The sequence below is a fragment of the Embleya sp. NPDC050154 genome (assembly GCF_044460165.1).
Classification (GTDB): domain Bacteria; phylum Actinomycetota; class Actinomycetes; order Streptomycetales; family Streptomycetaceae; genus Embleya.
The window spans coordinates 40,050-63,340 of record NZ_JBITJP010000015.1 but is presented as its reverse complement, the minus strand read 5'-3'; the positions used below and the strand labels follow the sequence as shown (position 1 = coordinate 63,340).

The 23,291-nt window shown below is 72.1% G+C and carries 23 protein-coding genes; 12 read left to right on the top strand and 11 right to left on the bottom strand.

The genetic code is table 11. From position 1 onward, the window contains the following. Positions 1 to 231: 231 nt before the first annotated feature. From ACIBSV_RS28930 to ACIBSV_RS28915, 4 genes are all read right to left on the bottom strand, one after another. Positions 232 to 1,026, bottom strand: a complete 795-nt coding sequence (locus ACIBSV_RS28930) for an SDR family NAD(P)-dependent oxidoreductase (RefSeq protein ID WP_395868067.1) — start codon at positions 1,024 to 1,026, stop codon at positions 232 to 234. A 314-nt stretch (positions 1,027 to 1,340) separates the two neighbouring features. Next, complete coding sequence (locus ACIBSV_RS28925; protein WP_395868065.1) at positions 1,341 to 2,105, bottom strand: nucleotidyltransferase domain-containing protein; 765 nt, start codon at positions 2,103 to 2,105, stop codon at positions 1,341 to 1,343. A 91-nt stretch (positions 2,106 to 2,196) separates the two neighbouring features. Then, on the bottom strand, positions 2,197 to 2,814 hold the full coding sequence (locus ACIBSV_RS28920) for an HD family hydrolase (protein ID WP_395868063.1): 618 nt from the start codon (positions 2,812 to 2,814) through the stop codon (positions 2,197 to 2,199). A 242-nt stretch (positions 2,815 to 3,056) separates the two neighbouring features. Further along, a complete protein-coding gene (locus ACIBSV_RS28915; RefSeq protein WP_395868061.1) occupies positions 3,057 to 3,779 on the bottom strand; it encodes a DJ-1/PfpI family protein in 723 nt (240 codons plus the stop codon). 91 nt (positions 3,780 to 3,870) lie between these two features. On the opposite strand from ACIBSV_RS28915, the gene ACIBSV_RS28910 reads away from it, so the two are divergent. Continuing rightward, a complete protein-coding gene (locus tag ACIBSV_RS28910; protein ID WP_395868059.1) occupies positions 3,871 to 4,902 on the top strand; it encodes a GlxA family transcriptional regulator in 1,032 nt (343 codons plus the stop codon). Here the strand turns inward: ACIBSV_RS28910 and ACIBSV_RS28905 are convergent. From ACIBSV_RS28905 to ACIBSV_RS28885, 5 genes are all read right to left on the bottom strand, one after another. After that, a complete protein-coding gene (locus tag ACIBSV_RS28905; RefSeq protein ID WP_395868057.1) occupies positions 4,830 to 5,615 on the bottom strand; it encodes a TetR family transcriptional regulator in 786 nt (261 codons plus the stop codon). The two genes, ACIBSV_RS28910 and ACIBSV_RS28905, sit on opposite strands and share 73 nt — an antisense overlap. A gap of 11 nt (positions 5,616 to 5,626) precedes the next feature. After that, on the bottom strand, positions 5,627 to 6,187 hold the full coding sequence (locus tag ACIBSV_RS28900) for a thiol-disulfide oxidoreductase DCC family protein (RefSeq protein WP_395868055.1): 561 nt from the start codon (positions 6,185 to 6,187) through the stop codon (positions 5,627 to 5,629). A 5-nt stretch (positions 6,188 to 6,192) separates the two neighbouring features. Beyond that, positions 6,193 to 6,651, bottom strand: coding sequence for a hypothetical protein (locus ACIBSV_RS28895; protein ID WP_395868053.1), 459 nt, complete (start codon positions 6,649 to 6,651; stop codon positions 6,193 to 6,195). A gap of 281 nt (positions 6,652 to 6,932) precedes the next feature. Continuing rightward, positions 6,933 to 8,408, bottom strand: coding sequence for an APC family permease (locus ACIBSV_RS28890; protein WP_395868051.1), 1,476 nt, complete (start codon positions 8,406 to 8,408; stop codon positions 6,933 to 6,935). 190 nt (positions 8,409 to 8,598) lie between these two features. Continuing rightward, a complete protein-coding gene (locus ACIBSV_RS28885) occupies positions 8,599 to 9,801 on the bottom strand; it encodes an amidohydrolase family protein (RefSeq protein ID WP_395868049.1) in 1,203 nt (400 codons plus the stop codon). Between the two features lie 193 nt (positions 9,802 to 9,994). Between ACIBSV_RS28885 and ACIBSV_RS28880 the strand changes: the two genes are divergently transcribed. Next, positions 9,995 to 10,690 (top strand): GntR family transcriptional regulator, encoded by a 696-nt coding sequence (locus tag ACIBSV_RS28880; protein ID WP_395868047.1) that lies wholly within the window; start codon positions 9,995 to 9,997, stop codon positions 10,688 to 10,690. Between the two features lie 66 nt (positions 10,691 to 10,756). Here the strand turns inward: ACIBSV_RS28880 and ACIBSV_RS28875 are convergent, their stop codons facing one another. After that, complete coding sequence (locus ACIBSV_RS28875; protein ID WP_395868045.1) at positions 10,757 to 11,206, bottom strand: MerR family transcriptional regulator; 450 nt, start codon at positions 11,204 to 11,206, stop codon at positions 10,757 to 10,759. A 64-nt stretch (positions 11,207 to 11,270) separates the two neighbouring features. On the opposite strand from ACIBSV_RS28875, the gene ACIBSV_RS28870 reads away from it, so the two are divergent. From ACIBSV_RS28870 to ACIBSV_RS28840, 7 genes are all read left to right on the top strand, one after another. Further along, positions 11,271 to 12,227: an oxidoreductase gene (locus tag ACIBSV_RS28870; RefSeq protein WP_395868044.1), complete on the top strand. Its 957-nt coding sequence runs from the start codon at positions 11,271 to 11,273 to the stop codon at positions 12,225 to 12,227. A gap of 148 nt (positions 12,228 to 12,375) precedes the next feature. Then, positions 12,376 to 12,693 (top strand): peptidylprolyl isomerase, encoded by a 318-nt coding sequence (locus ACIBSV_RS28865; RefSeq protein WP_395868042.1) that lies wholly within the window; start codon positions 12,376 to 12,378, stop codon positions 12,691 to 12,693. 267 nt (positions 12,694 to 12,960) lie between these two features. After that, the gene (locus tag ACIBSV_RS28860; RefSeq protein ID WP_395868040.1) at positions 12,961 to 13,752 is read left to right on the top strand and encodes a S1 family peptidase; all 792 of its coding nucleotides are present in this window, start codon (positions 12,961 to 12,963) and stop codon (positions 13,750 to 13,752) included. Positions 13,753 to 13,984: 232 nt separating this feature from the next. Then, a complete protein-coding gene (locus ACIBSV_RS28855; RefSeq protein WP_395868038.1) occupies positions 13,985 to 14,509 on the top strand; it encodes a PadR family transcriptional regulator in 525 nt (174 codons plus the stop codon). After that, positions 14,506 to 15,186, top strand: coding sequence for an ABC transporter ATP-binding protein (locus tag ACIBSV_RS28850; protein WP_395868036.1), 681 nt, complete (start codon positions 14,506 to 14,508; stop codon positions 15,184 to 15,186). The genes ACIBSV_RS28855 and ACIBSV_RS28850 overlap by 4 nt, the downstream gene beginning before the upstream one ends. A 20-nt stretch (positions 15,187 to 15,206) precedes the next feature. Further along, the gene (locus ACIBSV_RS28845; RefSeq protein WP_395868433.1) at positions 15,207 to 17,501 is read left to right on the top strand and encodes an FtsX-like permease family protein; all 2,295 of its coding nucleotides are present in this window, start codon (positions 15,207 to 15,209) and stop codon (positions 17,499 to 17,501) included. A 188-nt stretch (positions 17,502 to 17,689) separates the two neighbouring features. Then, on the top strand, positions 17,690 to 17,989 hold the full coding sequence (locus ACIBSV_RS28840) for a hypothetical protein (protein WP_395868034.1): 300 nt from the start codon (positions 17,690 to 17,692) through the stop codon (positions 17,987 to 17,989). Positions 17,990 to 18,061: 72 nt separating this feature from the next. Here ACIBSV_RS28840 and ACIBSV_RS28835 read toward each other — a convergent pair whose 3' ends face one another. Then, a complete protein-coding gene (locus ACIBSV_RS28835; RefSeq protein WP_395868431.1) occupies positions 18,062 to 18,847 on the bottom strand; it encodes an SAM-dependent methyltransferase in 786 nt (261 codons plus the stop codon). 1,696 nt (positions 18,848 to 20,543) lie between these two features. Here ACIBSV_RS28835 and ACIBSV_RS28830 point away from each other — a divergent pair. The 3 genes from ACIBSV_RS28830 (at position 20,544) to ACIBSV_RS28820 (ending at position 23,251) form a co-directional block, all read left to right on the top strand. Next, positions 20,544 to 21,692 (top strand): helix-turn-helix domain-containing protein, encoded by a 1,149-nt coding sequence (locus ACIBSV_RS28830; protein WP_395868032.1) that lies wholly within the window; start codon positions 20,544 to 20,546, stop codon positions 21,690 to 21,692. A gap of 61 nt (positions 21,693 to 21,753) precedes the next feature. Continuing rightward, a complete protein-coding gene (locus tag ACIBSV_RS28825) occupies positions 21,754 to 22,215 on the top strand; it encodes a hypothetical protein (protein ID WP_395868030.1) in 462 nt (153 codons plus the stop codon). Between the two features lie 223 nt (positions 22,216 to 22,438). After that, positions 22,439 to 23,251 (top strand): SAM-dependent methyltransferase, encoded by an 813-nt coding sequence (locus ACIBSV_RS28820; protein WP_395868028.1) that lies wholly within the window; start codon positions 22,439 to 22,441, stop codon positions 23,249 to 23,251. The last annotated feature ends 40 nt before the right edge of the window (positions 23,252 to 23,291 follow it).

Sequence of the window (23,291 nt, the reverse complement as noted above, 5' to 3'; positions counted from 1 at the left end):
GTGAGACGCACCCGCGGACCCGTGGCGCTTCGGCGAGCAGCAGAGTGGTCCGGCGAAGGTCCGCGCGTCGGGGTCGGGGGACGGCGGTGCGAGTCGGATGGTCCGCCAGGGGTCGGCGGCGGAACCTGCCCGCATGGTGAGCGCGTCGCCGGCTCGACCCGGGTCCGCGTGGGATGAGGGCGGTAGTGCGACCGGGGACCGATTCTCCGGTCCCCGGCCGCACCCGAGGGGTCAGATCGCCTTGTGCATGCCGCCGTCGACGACATAGTCCACGCCCATGATGTTCGCGGCCCGCTCGGAGGCCAGGAACAGCACGACGTCGGCGATTTCCCGCGGCTCGGAGACGCGACCGGTGAGCACACCCATCGCCTGCGGAAGCACCTCGTCCATGAACACCTGCGCGGTGGTCCCGGCGGACGCGGCCATCATGTCGGCGAACTGCCCCGGGTCGGTCCACAACGGCGTGCGCACCGGACCGGGCGAGACGGTGTTCACCCGCACACCCTGCGGGCCGAACTCCTCGGCGAGCGACTTCGAGTACGAGCTCAGCGCGGCCTTCGATGCCGAGTAGTGCACGAGCGACGAGGACGGGAGGTGACTGTTCAGCGAGCTGATGGTGATCACCGCGCCGCCGCCCCGGGTGACGATGGACGGCATCGCGGCCCTGGTCGCGCGCACCGCGCTGAACAGGTTGATCTCGAAGATGCGCTGCCACTCGGCGTCCTCGACCCCGATGATCGAGGGCGTCGGCGCACCGGTCCCGACGTTGTTGATCAGTACGTCGACCCCGCCGTGGGCGTCGACGGCAGCCTGCACCAGCTCGGCCGGACCATCCGGGTGAGCCAGGTCCACGGCCACCGGAAGTACGTCGAACTCCCCGCGCAGCGCCATCAGTTCGGTGGATATGGTGCGGCTGCCGGCGACGACTCGGGCGCCCTCCTCGGCGAAGCCGCGCACGATCGCCAGGCCGATGCCCTTGCTGCCACCGGTGACCACGACGACCTTGTTCTTCAGGTTCAAGTTCATGGCTCAATCATTGTTGCGCGGATAGCTCAGGTCTGGCGGAAATCCGCCGCGGTGTTTCGGCGGGGCGGGCTGGGCCTCCCGGCGCCTTCATCGGCTCGCCGGCCGGGGCGCGAAAAGCGCGGCAGGGCGGCAGTGCGGCCGGGCGCCAGGGCGGCCGGGACGGCGTCGAGATCGGTGAACGGCCCTGCCGCGACGCGCTGTTCGGCGGACGGACGGCGGCGGCACGGATTCGGGCGATGACCGAATGTGCGGCGGGCCGAGGCGACGTCGGCGGCCGGCGACGCGCGGAGGACGGTCGGTGGCAGCCGACCGGGTCAGGCGGGTCGGCTCGCCTTCAGGGCGTTGTCGAGGAGGGCGCCGGTCTCGGCGATCGCGGTGGACAGTGTCGTGGGGGTCAGCCGGGACACGATCTCGTCGACGCCGCGCAGGCCCGCGCGATCCAGCAGGGTCTTTTCGTTGGTCACCCACTCGCCGCGACCGGCCGACACCGCGTGTGCCGCCTCGCACGCCGCGCGCCCGATCGCGCCCGCGACGTCGGTGACATGGCCGTGGCCGGCGTGCGCCCCGTCGGCGTACGCGAGGGTCAGCCGCGCGTCGTCGCCCCACCTGGTGTGTCCGGTGCGGCGCAGCGCCTCCGGGTAGGAGGGGCGCGGCAGGTCGCCGAACAGCACCCGGTTGACCGCGAGTTCGGCCACCACCAGGTAGGTCGGCACGCCCGCCAGGTGGAACAGCAGCCGCTCGACCTCGAACCGGCCCTCCCGCGCCTGGGCCAACCGAAGTTCCACGTCCGCGAGTTCGCGATAGTGCAGATCGACCGCCCGGTCCTGGACGGTGAGCCAGGCGCCGCCGTTGAACACCCCGCCGCCCCACGCGCCGATCTCGGACACCTCGCCGGGCCAACCGAGGCCGCGGACCGCGTCCGGGGTGAATCCGTCCCGGTAGTAGACCGAGAAGTCCCAGTCGCTGTCCGGGCGGTGGGTGCCCTGGGCGCGCGACCCGCCGAGCGCGACCGCCGCGACGCCGGGCAGCGCCGCGAGCCGTTCGGTGACGTGGGTGGTGAAGGATGCGTCACTGGTCATGATCGCAGGCTACAACGCGCCGCGCGCGGGCCCTTCGACCCGCGCGCCTGGCCCGGCGGGGCCGACAGGACCCGCCCCTGGCCCGGCGCGGTCAGGGCCGCAGGTAGCCGCGGGTGACCGCCTCGTCGATCAGTTCCAGGGTGTAGGCCCACAACGACGGCGAGCCGTCCGCGATCGTGCTGCCCTGCTTGGCAAGCACCTGGGTGCGGGTCAGGTCGTACTCGCGCCACGTGCCGCCCTCGGTGTGGAAGTTGAGCAGGCACGGCTGGAACCGGTCGATGGCCTTGGCGAAGCGCGCGTCCGGGGTCTCGCGGGCCTCGAACTCCTCCCACAGGGCGCGCAGTTCCGCCCCCTGCGCGGCGGGCAGCAGACCGAAGATCCGGTCCGCGCCCTTTTGTTCGCGCTCGGACTGGTCCACCTCGGCGACCGAGTCGTAGTAGAACGTGTCGCCCGCGTCGATCTCGACCAGGTCGTGGATCAACAACATCCGGGTCACCCGCGCGACGTCGACCTCGGTCGCGGCGTGCTCGGCCAGCGTGCCGGCCAGCATGGCCAGGTGCCACGAGTGCTCGGCGGTGTTCTCGCGGCGCGAGGCGTCCGCGACCAGGTTGCGCCGGACCACACCCTTGAGTCGGTCGATCTCCAGGATGAAGCCGATCTGCGCGGCCAGGTGCGTGTCGGTGGGCGGGAACAGCGGGACACCGGACAAGGCAACTCCTCGGTCGAACGGTCGGGCGGCGTCCGGATCGCCCGACCGTCGCGCGGGCGCGGCGGCCGACAGCCGACGGTCGACGACTGCCGGCCGACAGCGGGTCGGCGGTGCGCGCGGTCGGCGGTGATCGCGGACGCCCCCACGATATGCAACGCGGTCGCGCCGAGGATCGCCCCGGGTCCGCGGGAGCCGCAGCCCACGCCGGCCCGCGCCGCCGCGACCGTCGCGCGGCCCCCGCATCAGCGCAACTTGGCCAGCAGCGCCGGGTGATCCGCCAGCGCGTTCTCGACCATCGCGGTCGCCATCGGTGCCAACGCGGCGACGTCCGCGCCGGCCCAGTCGATCGGCCCCTGCGGCGGCTCCGGGTCGTACTCGATACCCAACTGGATCGCGCGCGCGACGTCCGCGCCGGCGATTTTCTCGACCACGTGCAGCGCCATGTCGATCCCGGCGGACACACCCGCCGCGGTGACCACGTCGCCGTCCTCGACCCAGCGCTCGGCCACCGGTTGCGCGCCGAAGGCGGTCAGCCGGTCGCGGAACATCCAGTGCGTGGTCGCCCGGCGCCCGGTCAACACGCCGGCCTCGCCCAGGATCAGCGAACCCGAGCACACCGAGGTGGTCCAGGCGGCGGCGGCCGACGCGGTGCGCACGTAGTCGAGCAGCGGGGCATCGGCGAGGGCCAGCAGCGTCGCCTCCTCCCCGCCGGGAACACACAGCAGATACGGCGCGGGCACCTCGGCGAAGGTGCGATCGGCGGCCACCCGGAGCGGAGTGCCGGTGGACACCGGGTCGGTGTTCGCGGCGACCACGGTCACCTCGAAGCCGAGCCCGAACCGGGCCAGGGCGGTGAACACCTCGAGCGGACCGACCAGGTCGAGCAGGGTCAGGCCCTCGTACAACACGAACGCGATGGTCCTGGGAGGGGGAGCGGCGGGATCGTGCGCGGTGGATGCGGTCATGTGACGACCTTCGCGTGCCCGCGCCGGCCGTGACGAGGACGATGTCCGAATCCTTGCGATCCCCGTCCTTCGGACACTAGGTTTCCGGGCCATGGACACTCACCCGACCCCGCGCCCGGCCGCGCGCCGGGTGATCGTGGTCGGCTACCCCAACTCCGCGCTCCTGGACATCGCCTGCGTCACCGAGACGCTGATCACCGCGAACACGCTCGGCGCCGACCCGCCCTACGACGTCCGCCTGGCCGGGCTCGGCGGCCGGCCGATCGCGTGCTCGGGCGGCTTCGAGTTGACCCCGCACATCCCCCTCGAACACGTGGTCGGCGCGGTGGACACGCTGCTGATCTGCGGCGGGTACGGTCACGAGCGGGCCGCCGAGGACGAACGCTTCGTCGGCCACCTGCGCCGGGCGGCCCGGGAGGCGCGGCGGGTGGCGTCGGTGTGCACGGGTGCCTCGGTGCTGGCCGCGACCGGGCTGCTGGACGGCCGACGAGCCACCACACACTGGGCGTACGCCCGGCAACTGGCCGCCGACCGGCCCGCGGTCACGGTGGACGCGGCTCCGCTGTTCATCCGCGACGGCCGGATCTCCACATCGGCCGGGGTGACCGCGGCGCTCGACCTGACGCTGTCCTTCATCGAGGAGGACCACGGGCCGGACCTGGCCCGGCACACCGCGCGCGGCCTGGTCACCTACCTCCAGCGACCCGGCAACCAGGCCCAGGTGTCCATGTTCGTGGCCGCGCCGCCGCCCGAACACCCGCTGGTGCGGCGGGCGACCGCGTACGTGACCGGCAACCTGGACGCCGACCTGAGCACCCCGGCGCTGGCCCGCGAGGTGGGCATCGGCGCGCGGCACCTGACCCGGCTCTTCCACGCCCAGTTGGGCACCTCGCCGGGCCGGCACGTGCGAGTGGCCCGCACCGAGGCCGCGGCCCGGCTGCTGGTGTCCACTCGGCTGCCGCTGAGCGCGATCGCGCGCCGTTGCGGGTTCGGTACCACGGAGACGTTGCGGCTGGCCTTCGCCGACCTGTACGCGTGCTCGCCGTCGGCCTATCGGCGATCCGCCGGCGATCCGGACGGGCCGCCGGTGTCCGCCGCCGCGACGCCCTCGGGCACGATGTAGTCGCGAATCAGCCGTTCCGCGTCGCGCACCAGCGGCCGGAAGACCTTGTACCGGGACAGCGAGATCACCCGCTCCACCATCGGGGTGGTGCGCGCGACGAACGCGCGTGACTTGGCGCACTCGGGGGAGCGGTCGTAGACCCAGAAGAGCACGATGCCCATCAGGTGCAGCCACAACAATTCGGGCAGCAGCTCGGCGAGTTCGTCGTCGATCCGGAGCGAGGAGCCGCGCAGGACGTCGGCGAACAGCCCGGTGACCTGTTCGCGGATCGGGTACGACTCCGCGGAGAACGGGCTGAGCGGGCTCTCCGGGTCCGCGGCGTTACGGAAGAACTGCACCGCGAACGCGTGGTACGGCTCGGCGACGTCCAACCACGCGGACAGCACCACCTGGAGCCGGTCGCCGAAGTCGCGGACTCCGCGCAGGTCCCGCCGGCAACGGTCGACGTGTTCGTGGGTGACCTGGTCGTAGAAGCCGTGGATCAGGTGTTCCTTGGAGCCGAAGTAGTAGTAGGCGTTGCCGACCGAGACGCCGGACTCCTGGGCGATGGCCCGCATGGTCGTCTTGTCGTAGCCGCGCTCGCGGAAGAGCCGCAGCGCGGTCTCCAGGATCAGAGACCGCGTCTGCTCGCTCTTGCCGGGCCGACCGCCCCGGTCCGGCCGCTCGCTCTTGTCGGCCGGGTTCGATGCGTCGGTGCCTTCCACGTGCTCCACGACAGGCAAGGTTAGTGCTCGAATTCGCACTGGTCGCCACACGCGACCACCGTCCACGGTTCGCGGTAGGGATCCTCGTACGGATACGGGGGGACCGGCCCCCGCCGGGTGACCGCACGGATCCGGGCCGCGGCCAGTACGGCGGCCCGGGCCATCGGCATGCCCATCGGCGTGGCGAGCCGGTAGGACAGGCCGCGGTAGGCGCGCAGTGCCCACGCCACGGTGATCCACGCGGCCGGGCCGGTCCACACCTCGCCGGCACTGCCGACGACGGTCAGTTCACGCATGGTCGCGACGTGGTCGAGTTCGGGGTAGCGGTTGCGGGCCCGGGGCGAGCCGGCCGGAAGCAGGTCGACGGCGAGCAGGGTGGGCTGCCGGGCGATCCAGTCCGAGAGCGCCGTGCACAACGGGCAGTCGGCGTCGTACAGGACGGTGAGGCGGCGGATCGGGGTGGGCGGCTCGGGGGTGAGCGGCTCGGGGGTGGGGGTGCCGTGCCGGGCCGTCCCCTCCGATCGGCCCGGCACGGTGTTCTCGGGAAGGTTCTCGGTGGGGTGCTCGGGAAGGGCGATCATCGGGATCAGACCCCGGGTGCGGGTCGGGTCGTGCTCTGCGGGTGCACCGGCGGGCCGAAGTCCCGGCCGGAGACCTTCCGTGCCCGCCGGGCGCCGCCGTCGGTGCCGTAGGCCTCGTCCGCCAGACCGCGCTGCCGGATGCGGTTGAGCACGTAGACGTTCAGCAGGTGCAGCACACCCAGGACCAGCAGCACGGTGCCGAGTTTGACCGACAGCGCCTCGACCGAGTCGCGGGCGGTGTCGATGGTGCCGCCGCCCTTGAGGTAGAGCGCGACGAAGCCGAGGTTGACGAGGTAGAAGCCGACCACCAGGAGGTGGTTGACGGCGGCGGCGAGTTCCTCGCGTCCGCGCAGGACGTCCTGGAGGAAGACCTGCCCGCTGCGGCTGAGGGTTCGGGCCACCCAGACGGTGAGCCCGACGCTGATGACCAGGTAGATGGCGTACGTGACAACGGTCATGTCCATTGACCGGCTCCTTTTTGAACGTGTTCAAACTGGCCGACGAGCGTGACTGTAGACCTGTTTTTGAACACGTTCAAGTCGCCGTGTCCAGGTGCCGGGTGGAGTGGCGAACACTTCGGGCGGAAACCACGAAACCCGCCGAACACACCGCGAGTGCGGTGGGATCGACGGGTGTTCGGGGCCGGCGGGAGTGGAGTGACGGCGGAGGCCCGCGCCGAGTAGCTGCGTGCAGTCACCTCTGCCGAACCGTCGAGGGCGTGACGCGGCGCGCGGTGGGCCGGGGTTCAGTCCCGTTCGACGTCGGTTGTGGTCAGCAGGGCGTAGCGCTCGGGGTCGGCGCGGCGGATGTGTCGGGCCATCAGCAGGCCCGCGCAGAACACGATCGGCAGCGGGACCAGCAGCGCCGCGTTCACGCCGTCGGCCGCGCCGGTGAGCAGGTCGAAGTGCGCGACCGCGAGGACGGTGAGCAGGACCAGGCCCGCGCCCGCCGCGAGCGGCGCCAGTACCACCCGGACGCGGGAGAGCCCGCGCCGGTCGCGGCGGAAGAAGCCGAACACCGCGAACGCCGCGAGGGCCTGCATGGCCATCACGCCCAGGACGCCCACGCCGTTGGGCCACAGGAAGGTGACCGTGTACGGGTCGACGTCGGCGAGCGCGCCGACCACCACCACGGCGAGCCCGATCGCGCTCTGCACCACGACCGCGCGCCCGGGCGAGCCGGTCCGCCGGTCGACCCGGCCCAGTCCGCGCGGCAACAGCCCCTCGCGGCCGAGCGCGTACATGTACCGCGTCGCGGCGTTGTGGAAGGCGAGGGTGGCGGCGAACGCGCTGGTGATGATCAGCACGTGCATCGAGTCGGCCAGCCAGGTCCCGACGAACTCGCCGCCCGCGGTGAACACCAGGTCCGCGCCGCCCTCGCCGTTGGCCACCGCGACCGACTCCTCGCCGCCGAACGCGCCCATCACCACCCACACGGTGAACGCGTAGAACAGCGCGAGGAAGCCGACCGCGATGTAGGTGGCACGCGGCACGGTCCGCTCCGGCTCGCGTGCCTCCTCGGCGTAGATCGCGGTCGCCTCGAATCCGGTGAACGCGCCGATGGCCAGCACGAACATGCCCGCGACGCCGTCCCCGGACAGGTGGGTGGGGTCGAACACGCCCGGATCGAAGGTGGATCCGCCTCGATCGCCCAGTACGCCGATCTCCAGCACCAGCAGGACCAGTACCTCCAGGGCGAGCGCGATGCCGAGCACCTTCGCGCTCAACGTCACCCGCAACCAGCCCAACAGGGCGACACCCGCGACACAGCCCAGCGCCCAGACCCACCACGGCAGCGCGAACCCGGTCAGGTCCTCGACGCCGGTCGAGGCGAAGTAGCCGAAGCACGAGACCATGCCGATCTCGATCAGGTTGTACGACACGACGGCGACGTACGCGGCGCCCACGCCGACGGCCTTGCCCAGGCCCCGGGCGATGTACGCGTAGAACGCGCCCGCGTTGCGGACGTAGCGGCTCATCGCGGTGAAACCGGCGGCGAACAGCGCGAGCAGCAGGCCCGAGAGCAGGTAGCCCAACGGCGCGGCCAGGCCGCCCATGCCGATCGCGGCGGGTGCGACGCCGGCCATCGCGGTCAGCGGCGCGGCTGCCGCGACCACGAAGAAGACCAGGTCCGCGGTGCCGATGCGGGCGTTCGCGAGCGTGTTGCCGGGGTCGACGGGGGCCGCGACGGAGGGCGCGGCGGTTTCCTGACGGATGGTCATGAGGGTTCTTCTCCGGGGCGGGGGAGGGGTGCGACCGGCTCGACGGGACGGGTCGAGCCGGTGGTCGGGAGGTCGGCGACCGGACGCAGGGGTGGGTGGGCCCGTGGTCGGGAATGGTCGAGAGTCGGCTGCGTGGGGCGGCTGGGCCCGTGGTCGGGCGAGTGGGGTGGCGCCGGTCGGTGCGGTGTGGTCAGCCTGCGAGTCGGCCGTCGGTGGCGACCACCCGGCCGCCGTGCAGCACCAGTCGGCGGGCGGGGTGTGCGGCGACGGCGGCCTGCGTCGAGGTCGCCTCGACCACCACCAGGTCGGCGCGCGCGCCGACCCGCAGCCCGTAGTCGGCCAGGCCGAGCGCCGCGGCGGCGGCGTCGGTGACCAGGTCGGCGGCGACGGCGAGTTCGGCGTCGGTGCACAGGTCCTGGCGCAGGCCGACGATCGTCGCGCGTTCGAGCATGTCCCCGGTGCCGTACGGCCACCACGCGTCGCGGATGTTGTCCGAACCGGCGAACACCCGCACACCGCGCTCGCGCAGCGCGAGCACCGGCGGCATCGGGCCGCTCGGGCCGTTGGTCAGGATCGACACGCCGGCCGCCGCGAGGGCGTCGGCGGTGCGGGCGAACTCGGCGGGGGCCAACGCGCCCAGACAGTACGCGTGGCTGACCGTGACGGTGTCGGCCAGGCCGAGCGCGGCGGTGCGCGCGGCGATCTCGCGCAGCTGCGCCGCGCCCGGCTCGCCGCCGTCGTGCAGGTGCAGGTCGATGCCCGCGCCGTGCCGTTCGGCGAGTCCGAAGACCACGTCCAGGTGGCCGGCCACGTCGCCGTCGAAGCCGAGCGGGTCCAGGCCGCCGATCAGGTCGGCGCCCTCGCGCAGCGCCGCGTCGAGCAGGTCGGCCACCCCCGGGGCGGTGACGATGCCGCTCTGCGGGAACGCCACGAGCTGCATCGACAGCAGATCCCGGCAGCGCTCGCGCAGTTCGACCAGCGCGTGCAGGCCGGTCAGACCCAGCCACGGATCCACGTCCACGTGTGAGCGCACGTGCCCGGTGCCCAGTGCGACGACCCGGCGGACCAAGTGCTCGGCCCGCTCGCCGACCGGCACCCGGACCCGTTCGCGCAGTGCGCGCTCGGCGGCGACCCGCTCGCGGATCGTGCCGCCCGTCACGTGTGGTTGCCAGTCGGCGCCCAGGAAGGTCTTGTCCAGGTGGATGTGCCCGTCCACGAACGCGGGCAGCACGAGCGCCCCGGCCAGGCCGAGCGCGCCTGTGGGAGGTGGGCCGAAGCGCTCGACCGCAGGCGTCACGGCGGCGATGCGGCCGTCACGAAGGGTGAGGTCGGCTCGGGTTCCATCGGGCAGCGTCGCGTCGACAAGCAGGTCGGGACGGGATGTTACGGACAATGGATCGGACAAGGCGACCTCTTCTCGGAGAGCGGAGGTTGCTCAACGTAGCTGGTATACCGAATACCAGACAAGAGTTTCGCGGGTCTCGATTCGACTCCGGGCACACACTGCGATGATCTGCGGAGCCGACGATCGACGACCGGCCGTTCGCCGGACGAGGCCGGACGGGCCGAGGAGGGAAGTGCGGGGCATGGAGGACAACGGGCCGGCCCGACCTCGGCCGAGCATCGGCGCGGCCGACCGCTCGCTGCGCGATCAGGTCTACGAGGAACTGCGCGAACGCATCATCGAGGGCGACCTCGAACCCGGCCGCCGGCTGGTCGAACGCGAGATCGCCGCCGAGTTGGAGGTCTCCCGGGTACCGGTGCGCGAGGCCGTGCAGCGTCTGCAGGCCGAGGGCTTCGTGACCGGGCACCCGCGCCGGGGCGCGGTGGTCGCCCGACTGCTGGGTCCGGACCTCGCGCACTTCTTCGACATCCGGGAAAGCCTGGAGGAGTTGGCCGCGGGCCTGGCCGCCGAGCGGGCCGACCCCGCCGGCCGGGATCGGCTGGGCGCCTTGCTCGCCGCCGCGCGGCGGGCGGGCGAGGCGGGGGCGGCGGGCGAGATCGCCGCGTCGAACGCGGCCTTCCACGCGGAGATCGTCGCGCTGTCCGGCAACCCGATGCTGGTCGCCATCATGGAGCCGCTGAACGGCCGACTGCGCTGGTTGTTCCGGCTCACCGCGCAGCCGGAGGACCATCCGGTGATGTGCCGCGAACACGAGGCGATGTACGCGGCGATCCGGGCCGGCGACGCGGATCGGGCGCGGCGGCTGGCCCACGACCACGTGGTCGCCAACCGCCGGATCACCATGGCCGCCCTCGCCGACGCCGACCGGACGCCCTGAGCGCCGCCCCGACCGGCTACGCCCGCACCGTCGGCGGCAGCCGGACGTTCCGGGCGTCCGCCGCCGTCAGCGCTCCGGCGTCGGGGCCCACACCCCGGCCGCGGTACCGGCGCGCACGTGCCCCTCGTACGCGACCACCTTGCCGTGGATGACGTCCAGGCTCGCGTTCAGGTCGGCGACCCGGGCCCGCACGGTCTCCTCGTGTTCGCGCAACAGGGCCAGTCGCTGCGGCTCGTTGCCCGGGCCCGAGCGCACCAGCGCGGCGAACTCCTTGAGCCGGGCGATCGGCAACCCCGAGTCGCGCAGCCGATTGCACAACAACAGCCAGTCCACGTCCGCGCGTTCGTATACCCGCCGGCCGCCGGCGGAGCGCGGGATCGGGCGCAGCATGACGCCCTCGCGCTCGAAGAAACGCAGCGCGTGCACGCTCAGCCCGGTCGCCTCGGCGACCTCGCCGATGGACAGGCGATCCGTGTCCTCGATCCCACCGACAGTCCCACCGACAGCCCCGGCCATGCCGACGAGGCTACCTCGGCCGGACGTTGACCTAGACCGCACTCCAGCTTCTAGCGTCGCGTACATGATCAGCACACAACGCCGGATCGGCTCCGGCTTCGGCGCCCACAGCAGCACCCACGACGTCCTGGCCGGCATCGACCTGTCCGACACGACCGCGCTGGTCACCGGCGGATACTCGGGACTGGGCCTGGAGACCACCCGCGCGCTGGTCGCGGCGGGCGCGCACGTGATCGTGCCCGCCCGCAGGGTCGATCCGGCCCGGGCCGCGCTGGGCGACCTGCCCGGCACCCGGGTGCACGCCCTCGACCTCGCGGACCAGGAGAGCATCCGCGTCTTCGCCGACGGGCTCCTGGCCACCGGCCGCCCGCTCGACCTGATCATCTGCAACGCGGGTGTGATGGCCTGGCCCAAGACCCTGGTCGGGCCGGGCTGGGAGGCCCACTTCGCGATCAACCACCTCGGCCACTTCGCCCTGGTCAACCGGCTGCTTCCGGCTCTGACGCCGGGCCGCGCCCGGGTGGTGTCGGTGGCCTCCTCGGGACACTTCCTCTCCGACATCCGCTGGGCCGACCCGCACTTTCGCGACGGCTACGACCGATGGGTCGCGTACGGGCAGTCCAAGACCGCGAACGCGCTCTTCGCCCGGCACCTGGACGAGCTCGGCGCGGGTCGGGGTGTGCACGCCTTCGCCCTGCACCCGGGCAGCATCCTGACCCCGCTGCAACGGCACATCCCCCGCGAGGAGCAGCTCGCACAGGGTTGGATCACCCCCTCCGGCGCACCGGCCGCCGGCTTCAAGACACCCGCCCGGGGCGCGGCCACCACCGTTTGGGCGGCCACCTCGGCACTGCTCGACGGGCACGGCGGCGCCTACCTCCAGGACTGCGACATCGCCGAGCCCGCGACCGGCGACGACATGCTGATGGGCGGGGTCAAGCCCTGGGCCGCGGACCCGCAGCGGGCGGCCCGCCTGTGGCGGATGTCGGCCGGACTCACCGGAGTGGACGCGTTCGGCTGACCGCGGAGAGCCGGTCGCGCGGGGCCGGCGTGGCGCGTTCCGGTCGGTCCCGCCCGGTCGTGTGGCGGCCTTATCATCCACATGATCGACAACTCGGTGACCGCGCTCGGCCCGAGCGCGCCGGGTGGCGACGACCCCGGGAGCGACCTTGTCCGACGCGCTGGAATACCACGCCCTGCATATCGCGGTGGAGACGGAGAGCGAGGGGCGGGCGATCCTCGAGGAACTCGCCCGGGACCCGGGCCGGTTCGGCGAGATCGCCCGGAAACGTTCCAAGGATCCGCTGTCCGCCGCCAACGGCGGCGATCTGGGTTGGGGACAGGAGGACGACTACGCCGACGCGTTCGCCGAGGCGTTGGTGCGACTGCGTCCCGGTCAACTGAGCGATCTGGTCGCGTCCCAGTACGGCTTCCACATCATCAAGCTCGCGGGCACCCGCCCGGCCCGCTTCGTCGACGAGGACTGACCGAGCGGTGCGTGCCCCGCGCGCGGCCGGGCCGGGCGCGAGCGCCGGGCGGGTCGATCGCGGTGCCGGGCGGGTTCGGATGCGGGTGTCGGACGGTTCCGGGCGTGGGCCGGGCGGGTCCGATTGGTGCAAGCGCTCTTCGCGTGCGGGTGGAGGCCGGCGCGAAAGGGGATGCATCCGCAGGGCGACCGCGTGCGTGCAAAGGGTAGGGCCGTCGGTTCCGTCGGGACCCCGTGGCACGGCCGTCCGATCGAAAGGGACCGCGAGATGACTCGTACTCGGCAGACGCAGGACACTCACCGACGCACGTCGAGGAAGGTGTTCGGCGCTGCGGCCGTCGCGCTCGCCGCGATCGGCGTCTGCGCGGCGCCCGCCTCGGCCGTGCGCTTCGGCACCGACGCGCCCGCCGGTGCCGCGCCGTACGCCGTGGCCCTGTTCACCGCCGACGGCCAACAGTTGTGCGGCGGAACGCTGGTGGCCCCGAAGAAGGTGCTCACCGCGGCGCACTGTGTGAACGGGCTGGAGGACCCGACCGCCATCACGGTGGTCGCCGGACGTCTGGACCTGTCCGGCACGGGCGGACAGACCCGCAAGGTGACGAAGACCAAGGTGCACCCGAAGTTCGAGGAGGGCACGCTCACCTACGACGCGGCCGTGCTCGAACTGGACCGCTCGCTGAGCCAAAAGCCCCTGCCGATCGCCGGCGCGAAGGACGGCGCGCTCTACAAGGTCGGCAACAAGGCGACCGTCTACGGGTGGGGCAAGACCGATGGCGGCGCGACGACCACGCGACTCAAGCGGACCACCCTGGTGCTCTCGCCGCTGGCGCAGTGCGAGCCCTACACGTTCCCCGAGGACAGCCCGGCCACCCGGGTGTGCGGCCAGGCGCCGGCCGACAACCCCGGCACCAGCATCTGCTGCGGCGACTCCGGCGGGCCGCTGGTGGAGAAGGGGAAACTGATCGGGATCGTGTCCACCGGCAACAAGTACTGCACGGGCGAGCAGCCCGAGTCGGTGTTCACCCGGGCGAGCGCCGTGACCAAGGGGCTCGGCCTCTGAGTGGTTCCGGGAGTCCGGAACAGCGCGTGATCCGTCTCGGCTGAGCAGGTGGGTTCGGCCGAACAACCGCATTCGTGAGGATGAGGGCGCGTCGCCGATCGGGCGGCGCGCCCTCGTCGATCCCGTCGTACGCCCGTCCGTACACCCACCCTGGTGCCCTCCATCAGCCCGGTCCCGCGCGGGTCGACCTCGCTATACACACTAGGTATACCTGCTGTGTATAGTTCTCCGCATGTCAATCGGACACACCCTGCTCGGGCTCCTGGAGTCCGGCCCCCGCCATGGCTACGACCTCAAGCGCAGCTTCGACGAGCGCTTCGGGCGCGACCGTTCGCTCGCCTACGGCCAGGTCTACTCGACCATGTCGCGGCTGCTGAAGAACGGGCTCGTGGAGATAGACGGCCTCGAGACCAGCGGTGGCCCCGAGCGCAAGCGCTACTCGATCACCGACGCCGGGGTCACCGACGTCGAGCAGTGGCTCGGCCAACCCGAGAAGCCCGAGCCCTACCTCCAGTCGACGCTCTACACGAAGGTCGTGCTCGCGCTGCTCACCGGCCGGGACGCCAACGAGATCCTGGACACCCAACGCGCCGAGCACCTGCGCATGATGCGCGACCTCACCCGGCGCAAGATCGACGGCGACCTCAGCGACCGACTGATCTGCGACCACGCGCTGTTCCACCTCGAGGCGGACCTGCGGTGGCTGGAACTGACCACCGCACGCCTCGGCGAACTCACCCAGGAGATCCGCACGTGACCGACGCCCTGCTCAGTGGCCAGGATCTGCACAAGACGTATGGTGCGACGCCCGCGCTGGCCGGCGCGGAGTTCACCATCCGCGCGGGCGAGGTCGTGGCCATCATGGGTCCGTCCGGATCGGGAAAATCCACGCTGCTGCACTGTCTGGCCGGCATCGTCCGGCCCGATTCCGGCGCCATTCGCTACGACGGCCGCGACGTGACCGCCATGACGGACGGGCAACGCAGCGCGCTGCGCCGCGGCGACTTCGGTTTCGTCTTCCAGTTCGGCCAGTTGGTACCCGAGTTGACCTGCCTGGAGAACGTCGCGCTGCCGCTGCGGCTGAACGCGGTCAAGCGCAAGGAGGCCGAGGCGAGAGCCCGCGAGTGGATGGAGCGCCTGGAGGTCGCCGACCTCGCGGGCAAACGACCCGGTGAGATCTCCGGCGGGCAGGGTCAGCGGATCGCGGTGGCCCGCGCCCTGGTGATCCGCCCGCGGGTGGTGTTCGCGGACGAGCCGACCGGTGCGCTGGACTCGCTCAACGGCGAACGTGTCATGCAGATGTTGATCGAGGCGGCCCGCACCACCGACGCGGCGATCGTGCTGGTCACCCACGAGTCCCGGATCGCCGCCTACTCCGACCGCGAGATCGTGGTCCGCGACGGCCGGTCCCGAGACATGGCGCGTGCCGCGTGAAGGTGTTGCGCGACCTGGGCATGGGCGCCGGATTCGCGGTCACCGGCGGCCGGGAGGGCTGGACCCGTACGCTGCTGACCGCGATCGGGGTCGGGCTGGGTGTGGCGCTGTTGCTGCTGACCACCGCGATCCCCGGCGCGCTGGGCGCCCGGGACGACCGCGGGCGGGCCCGGGACGAGCACGCGGGCCGGGCGGCCGAAGCCGGCGCGAACACCCTGCTGATCGGGATGGCGGACACCGCCTACAAGGGTGAGGACATCCGCGGCCGGATCCTGCGCGCGGAAGGCCCGGACGCGCCGATCCCGCCGGGACTGCGCAAGCTGCCCGGCCCGGGCGAGATGGTCGTCTCGCCCGCCCTGGCCGAACTGCTCGGCTCGGACCGGGGGCGGTTGCTCAAGGAGCGCTTCCCCTACCGCACGGTGGGCCGGATCGGCGACCGGGGCCTGATCGGTCCGGACGAACTGGTCTACTACCTCGGCAGCGACGCGCTCGCCGCGGACTCCATGTCGACGCTGCGGATCACCGAATTCGGCAACTCGATCCCGGCGGAGAAGCTGGACGCCAGGCTGCTTCTGCTCGTCCTGGTGATGTTCGTGGTGCTGCTGATGCCGGTCGCCGTACTGATCGCCACGGCTGTGCGGTTCGGCGGCGAACGGCGCGACCGACGGCTCGCGGCGCTGCGGCTGGTGGGCGCGGATTCCCGGACCACCCGCTGGATCGCGGCCGGTGAGGCGTTCGCGGGCTCGCTGTTCGGGCTGCTCCTCGGGCTCGGCTTCTTCCTGATCGGTCGGCAACTGACCGATGTCGCGGCGGCGTTCGACTTGAGCATCTTCCCGAGCGACCTGGATCCGAGCGTGCCGCTCGCGGTCCTGGTGGCGCTCGCGGTGCCGGCCGCCGCCGTCGCGGTGACGTTGTTCGCACTGCGTTCCGTGGTGATCGAGCCGCTCGGCGTGGTGCGTACCAGTACGCCGATCCGGCGCCGGGTGTGGTGGCGGTTGTTGCTGCCGCTCGCGGGCGTGGCGCTGCTGTTCCCGATGATCCGCCGAGGCGCCGATCGCGGCGAGTTCAACGAACTGCAGGTGGTCGCCGGGACGGTGCTCCTGCTGGTCGGTGTCACCGCGCTGCTGCCGTGGCTGGTCGAGGCAGTGGTGTTCCGGCTCGGCGCCGGTCGGGTGCCGTGGCAACTCGCGGTGCGCCGGCTGCAACTGGGCAGTGGCCTGGCCGCGCGGTCGGTCAACGGCATCGCGGTCGCGGTGGCGGGCGCCATCGCATTGCAGATGCTCTTCCTCGGCGTCGATCAGGACTACGTCAAGGAGACCGGCCAGGACACCGAGCGGGCGCAGATGTCGATGTCGTCCGATGTGCGGGCGGGCAGCGACAAGGTCGCCGAGATCACCCGGGCGATCCGGGAGAGCAAGGGTGTGCGGTCCGCCTTCGGGTACGCGAGCACCCGGATCGGCGATCGGGCGGAGGACCCGGCCGGCTCGACCTCGTTGACCATCGGGAACTGCGACGCGCTGCGCGAGCTGGCCCGAATCGATCGATGCGCCGAAGGCGACACGTTCGTCATCGAGGCCCGCGCGAACCCGTTCGGCGAGATGCAGGTGGCCGCCGGGCAGCAGGTGATCGTCGATCCGTCGTACGGCCCGAACTCGGAACGGTCGGCCCGCACGCCGTGGCGGATTCCGGCGGCCGCGGCGACGGTTCCGGGGCGGGCCGACCCGCGCGGACGTTCGTACGACGGCGTGCTGGCGACGCCGAGCGCGGTGCCGGCGGCCGCGACCAAGCGCCTGACCCTCTCGATGGACATCCGAATCGACCCGGCGGCTCCGGACGCCCGGGACCTGGTCCGCAACGCCGCGGCCCGGGTCGACCCGCTGTCCTCGGTCTACGATCTGTCCTCGATCGAGGAATCGCGGCGGTTCGCCAACGTGCGCACGGCGCTGTTCATCGGCACGGCGGTGGTGCTGGCGCTGATCGGCGCGAGTCTGCTGGTGACCATGCTGGAGCAACTGCGCGAGCGGCGGAAATTGTTGTCGGTGCTGGTCGCGTTCGGCACCAGGCGCAGCACGCTGAGCTGGTCGATCCTGTACCAGTCGGCGATCCCGGTGGTCCTGGGGCTGATGCTCGCGGTGGCCACCGGTGTGGGGCTGGGTGCCGCGCTGCTCGGGATGGTGGGTCGGCCGTTCACCGTGGACTGGTCCGGCATGGCGGCGATGACCGGGATCGGCGCGGGCGTGGTGTTGCTGGTCACGGCGTTGAGCCTGCCGCCGCTGTGGCGGCTGATGCGACCGGATGGACTGCGTACGGAGTAGCGGTACCCAGGCTCCGGTCGGTGGATGGTGGTGGTGCCGGGTTCGGATTTCCGAGTCCGGCATCGCCGTGTCGTGGGTGGTGTTCTGGCACGCACCGGCGGGGTATTCAGGGGCCGCTGTGGAGATATGCCGAGCTTCGTGCACCCGTTCAGGCGAAACCTGCCGAGGGTGCGTTCGTTGTCACAGACATGGACGAGATGGAGGTCGTGTTGGTCGGGCCGGTCACGGCGGTCGCCCGGGTCTGCGTGCGGCTGCGCGAGACCGGCGACCTGGTGGCGGCCGATCGGATCGTCTCGGCCGAGGAGGACCCGGGGTTCGGCTCGTGCCGGGTGCGGATGACGGTGCCCGGGCGCGCCGCGACGGACCCGGAGCCGCCGCCGAGCCGGGGCGCGTCGATCGGCCTGTTCACCGCGATGGCGGCGTATCTGGGCAACCCGGCGCAGTGCCGGCGCGGTTCGGGTCGGCATCGGGCGCCACCGAGAGCGTGAGCGCGCCCCCGGGGCATGGGGCGCGCGTTGTGGCGCGGCCGCCCGGGGGCGGTGGGCCGGGCTCGGCGGGTGTCAGGTCTTGCGGGCGACCGCGCCGAACTGCGGTACGACCGGCGGCAGTTCGTCGGCGGGGGCATCGGTGCGCCAGCGGGAACAGGTCACGATGCCCGGTTCGAGCAGTTCCAGACCCTCGAAGAACCGGGTGAATTCGGCGCGGCTGCGGGCGGTGATCGGCGGTTTCGCGTTCTCGTTCCAGAACCGCATCGCCTCGACGTTGCCCTCGCCGCCGAGTTCCGTGGTCGGGTGGGTCACCACGAGGTAGCTCCCGGAGGGCACCGCCGCCATGAGCCGGTGCACGATGTCCACGGCCGTGTCGGTGTCCAGGATGAAGTTGAGGCTGCCCAGGAGCATCACCGCGATCGGTCGCTCGAAGTCCAGCGTCGCCTTCGCGGTCGCGATGATCGCGTCCGGGTGGTGCGCGTCGGCGTCGATGTAGTCCGTGGCGCCTTCGGGGGTGCTGGTGAGCAGGGCTCGGGCATGCGCCAGCACCAGGGGATCGTTGTCCACGTACACGATCCGCGCGGCGGGGTCGACCCGCTGGGCGACCTCGTGCGTGTTGTCGGCGGTGGGCAGCCCGGTCCCGATGTCCAGGAACTGGTCCACGCCCGCCTCGCCGGCCAGGAATCGCACCGCGCGGCCCAGGAAGACCCGATCGGCTCGGGCGACTTCGCCGATCGAGGGGAACATGTCGGTGACGTGGTCGCCGACCTTGCGGTCGATCGGGTAATTGTCCTTGCCGCCCAGCCAGTGGTTCCAGACCCGGGCGTTGTGCGCCACGTCCTGACTCGATGTCGGCATGCCCTCGTCGGGTCGACTCTCGCTCACGGGGTGGTTCCTCTTCCCTGTGCGCCGTGCACCCGGCGCCTGTTCGCCGTTCGGCGGGCGCGTTTCCAACCAAGGGCGGCACCGACCGGCGCGATCGAACCGATTCCCGAACCATTGTGCCAGGCGCCGACCGTTCGGTTCGCTTCGGTGACCGGGCGTGTCGGGCTCGGGTGGACCGGCGCGTGCGCGCCTCGCCATCGTGCCGATCGGCGCCGCTGTGGCCGGGGCGCGGCGGGTCGGCGATGGTGGAGGGATGACCGAACGGCGGTTCGACACCCGGGCGCTCGGCGACGCGTACGAGCGGTCCATGGGGCGGTGGAGCAGGGCGGTCGCGGCCGAGTTCGTGACATGGCTCGACGCGGACGCGGGGCTGCGCCGGGTGGACGCGGGCTGCGGTACGGGCGCGTTGACCGCGACCGTGGTGGACCGGTGCCGGCCCCGGTGGGTGCTCGGGCTGGACCGGTCGGCCGGGTTCGTGGCGCGGGCTCGGGCCGGGGTGCCGGCGCCGGCCGGGTTCGTGGTCGCCGGAGGTGCTGACGGGGTTCGCCGGCTTCGACGAGCTGTGGGAGCCGTTTCTGGCCGGACAGGGACCCGCGCCCGGCTATGTGGCCGCGCGCTCGCCGCCCGCCCGGGACCGGCTGCGGGAGGCGCTGTGCACGGCGGTGCCGACCCGGGCGGACGGGTCGATCACGCTCACGGCCCGGGCCTGGCGATCCGGGGCACGCGGGCGGGGCACGGAGTCCGGTGCGTGCGGGGCCGAGCGCGGAGTCGGGTGCGCGGGCCGCCGGGCACCGAGTCGGGTGCGCGGGCTGCCGGGCAGTACGTCGGGTGCGCGGGCTGCCGGTGAGCGTGGTCGGCAACGACGAATACGAACGCACCCTCGGAGGAATTCCGGTCCGGGGCGCGTGCGCGGGCGGGTGGCGACGGGTTGTCTGTGCGCCGGAGTGGGCGTGGGGGTGCGGCGGGTGGGGTCGGTGTCGGGATTGTCGGAATTCCCGAATGGAGCGGAGGTCGCTGCTTTGCATATGCAATTGCATGCGTATCACTCGGGAGGGTGGATTCGCCATGCGCGCGGGTCCGCTCGGGGGTAGGCGCGAAAATCGGGCCGATCGGACGCTTTGCCGATTTCCGATCGAATTTTGGCGTCGCCTGTACTTTTATGTTTCCGGGCCTGCGGTTCTCGACGGTTCGGCGGTCGCTGCCGGCGGATCGGCAGGACGTCCTCGATCGTTTCGGATGCCCGGGGCCGTGTCCGTGCATTTGCATTTCTGCGGATTCGTTGGTGCCCGGGAAATTCTGGGAGTAGCTTCCGAAACGTCGAATGACCCCGGATGGCGGTCACCCGTCCGGGGTCATCGGGAACAACGATCAAGGAATCGAAGATGTTGATCGAGTTATCCGGCGGAGGGTTTTCGGGCCGCCTCCGGCGATTCCCGAAAGTACCATTCCGTGCTTTTGCCCGGGGGGAACGATGCGAAGTCCGAGGATCGACGAGGCGGGGTGCGGGGACGGGGGGATCGCGAGCCGTGCGGGGGTCGCGGGCGTTACGCGTGTCGCGCCCGGATCGGGCGCCCGGGGGTCGTTCGTGAGGCGCGTGCGTATCGCGAGCCGGGACGTTTCCGGGCTCGCGGTCGCCGCCTCGGTCGAAGCCGGAGGGGAGAAACAGGGGATGAACGCCCGGAGGGGCATCACCCGGTGCGCGGCGTGCGGTCGACGATTCGCACAGCGCAAGGTGACCGGCCGCAAGCGGCTGTACTGCGACCCGACCTGTCGGCAACGGGCGCAGCGGGCGCGCGAACGGGCGCGGGCGCAGGCGCGGGCGCAGGCGCGGGCGCAGGTGCGTGGGATGTCGGTGCGGGTCGAGGCGGGCGAGCAGGCTGCTCGGGTGCGGGCCGCCAAGGCCGTCGAATCCACCGAATCCACCGAATCCACCGAGCACGCCGGTCGGGTCGATCCTCGCGCTCTGGAGACGGGAATCGTGGCGATCCTGCGCCGGGTGGCGTGCGCGCTGGAGGAGGCCGAGCGCACGCGTGAGCCGCTGCGGGTGCGGCTCGCCTACGCGGATCGGCTCAGCGGCGAGACCCGGCGCTATCGGGCGGTGGTGGGGGAGGAACGTCCGAACTCGGCGACGCGGCCGCGTCCGGAGTGGTCCGCGCAATTGGCCGCGCGGCTGGGCGCCCGCGCGGACCCCGGCGCGGACGCCGGCGGCGACGAGGACCTCTCGTCGTCGCAGCACGCGGGCGAGCGGTTGGCCGCCGCGTTGCGTGAACTGCGCCGTGCCGACGGCGTGACCGTCGCGGAACTGGCCTGGCAGGCGGGGATCAGCGAGGGCTTCCTGGACCGGATCCTGGCCGGCGAGGTCTGGCCGTCGTGGCCGGTGGTGGAGACGCTGGCCGGAAAACTGGGCGGCGAGGCCCACGAGTTGCGTGCGCTGTGGGAGTGCTCGCGTGGGATCGACCACCACATCCGGCGGGAACTTCGGGACCTGGCAATGCTGTTGGCGCAGATGTTGCGCGGCCTGTGGCTGGCCGCCGGGCGACCCGCGTCGGACCGGATCGGCGGCGCGCCGCTCACCCCCGACTCGGTGGGGCGCATCCTGGCCGGCGAGCTGATTCCGGATCGCGGCACCGCCGAACTCCTGGTCGTACGCCTGGGCGCGCACCCGGACGTGATCCGTCGGTTGTGGACCCACGTGCACTACGGCGTCCTGACCCGCCTCGGCGACACCGGATTCCCACCCGGTGGACTCCCCTTCACGGCACTCGCGGGCGCCGACCCGGGTGTGGACGCCGGTCCCGGTGTTGCCGATGTCCGGTGACCCGCGTGCGACCCGGCCCGTCGGTCTCGTCACGCCCGCCGGAGTAGGCGCACGTGCAGGCGTGGTCGGGCGGTCCCGTGCTCCGCTCGACTTCGCCGCGTTCTGCCTGCTCTACCGGGCCCGTTGGGCGCAATACGCCCGCCTGCGGGTGGGTGACCGGGTCCGCGGGGATCGAGCCGTGCAATCGGCGGTCGCGGAACTGGCCGTCAACTGGGCGGACATCCTGCGCGGACCGAACCCGACCGCCGGTGCGTGGCGGATCCTCGGCCGGGCGGTCACCCGCGCTCCCGGCCCGATGCCCGTCCCCGCGCGGGACACTCTGCACGACGCGCTCCCTGGTCCTCAGGCGGACGCGGTGCTGCTCCACTATCGGCTGGGCCTGACGCTCACCGCGACCGCCGACCTGATGGGCACCGACCCACCCGAGGTGGCGGCACACCTGGTCGCGGCCGAACGCACCCTGCCCACCGCCATGGTCAAAACCCTCGAACGCGACCCCGAAGCGAGCCACGGCCCATCGTGACGGAGGATGCCGACCGCGTCGGGCCGCGACGGACGTCGTCCGGTGGATGGTTTCGGCGGCGCTCGACGGCGGGCGGGGCGTATCGCGTCGCCATCACAAGCGGGTCGTGCGCGGGGCTTCTCGAAGGAGTGGCTGTCCGGGGGCCGGGTGCGCGCCTAGCATGGCCGGGGGCGGCCGGGACGGTGGCGGTGTGCCCGGGCGGGTGCGGAATCGAGGGGGTCTGGTGGGGGACGCGGAGAAGCACGTTTTCGAGATCGACGTGGACACGCCCAGTGCGGCTCGGATGTACGACTGGTATCTCGGCGGTACGGACAACTACCCCGCCGATCGGGTGGCCTGTGAGGAACTGCTCAAGATCGTCCCCAGTACCCGCGAACTTGCCCGCAACAACCGGGCGTTCCTACAGCGGGTGGTGCGGGTGCTGGCCGCCGAGTACGGGATTCGCCAGTTTCTCGACCACGGATCCGGGTTGCCGACGCGGGAGAACGTGCACCAGGTGGCCCAGGGCGTCGATCCCGGTTCCCGGGTGGTGTACGTCGACAACGACCCGATCGTGTTGGCGCACGGCCGGATGTTGCTGGAGGAGAACGACAACACCGCGGTGATCCAGGCGGACATGACCGACACCGCCGGCATCTTCGACCACCCCGACGTCCGGCGGCTGATCCGACTCGACGAGCCGGTGGCCGCGTTGTTCGTGTCGGTGCTGCACTGTCTGCCCGATGCGGCAGAGCCCGCCGCGATGATCCGTCGGGTCGCCGAACGGCTGCCCTCGGGCAGCTTCATGGTGATCTGCCAACTGGTCAGTGAGGACGCGGAGATCCGGGACGGGGTCAGCGACTTCATGGCCGAGGCGACCGGCGGCAACTGGGGACGGGTGCGTGAACCCGCCCAGGTGGACGCGTACTTCGCCGGGCTGACGATTATGGAACCGGGCCTGGTCGAGGTCTCCACGTGGCGACCCGACTCGCATGTCACCGCGCGCCAGGAGACCGATGAGTGGATCGAGTACGGCGGCCTGGCCCGGATTCCCTGACCGCACCCGCACCGCCCGCCGAGCACCGGGACACCGGCGC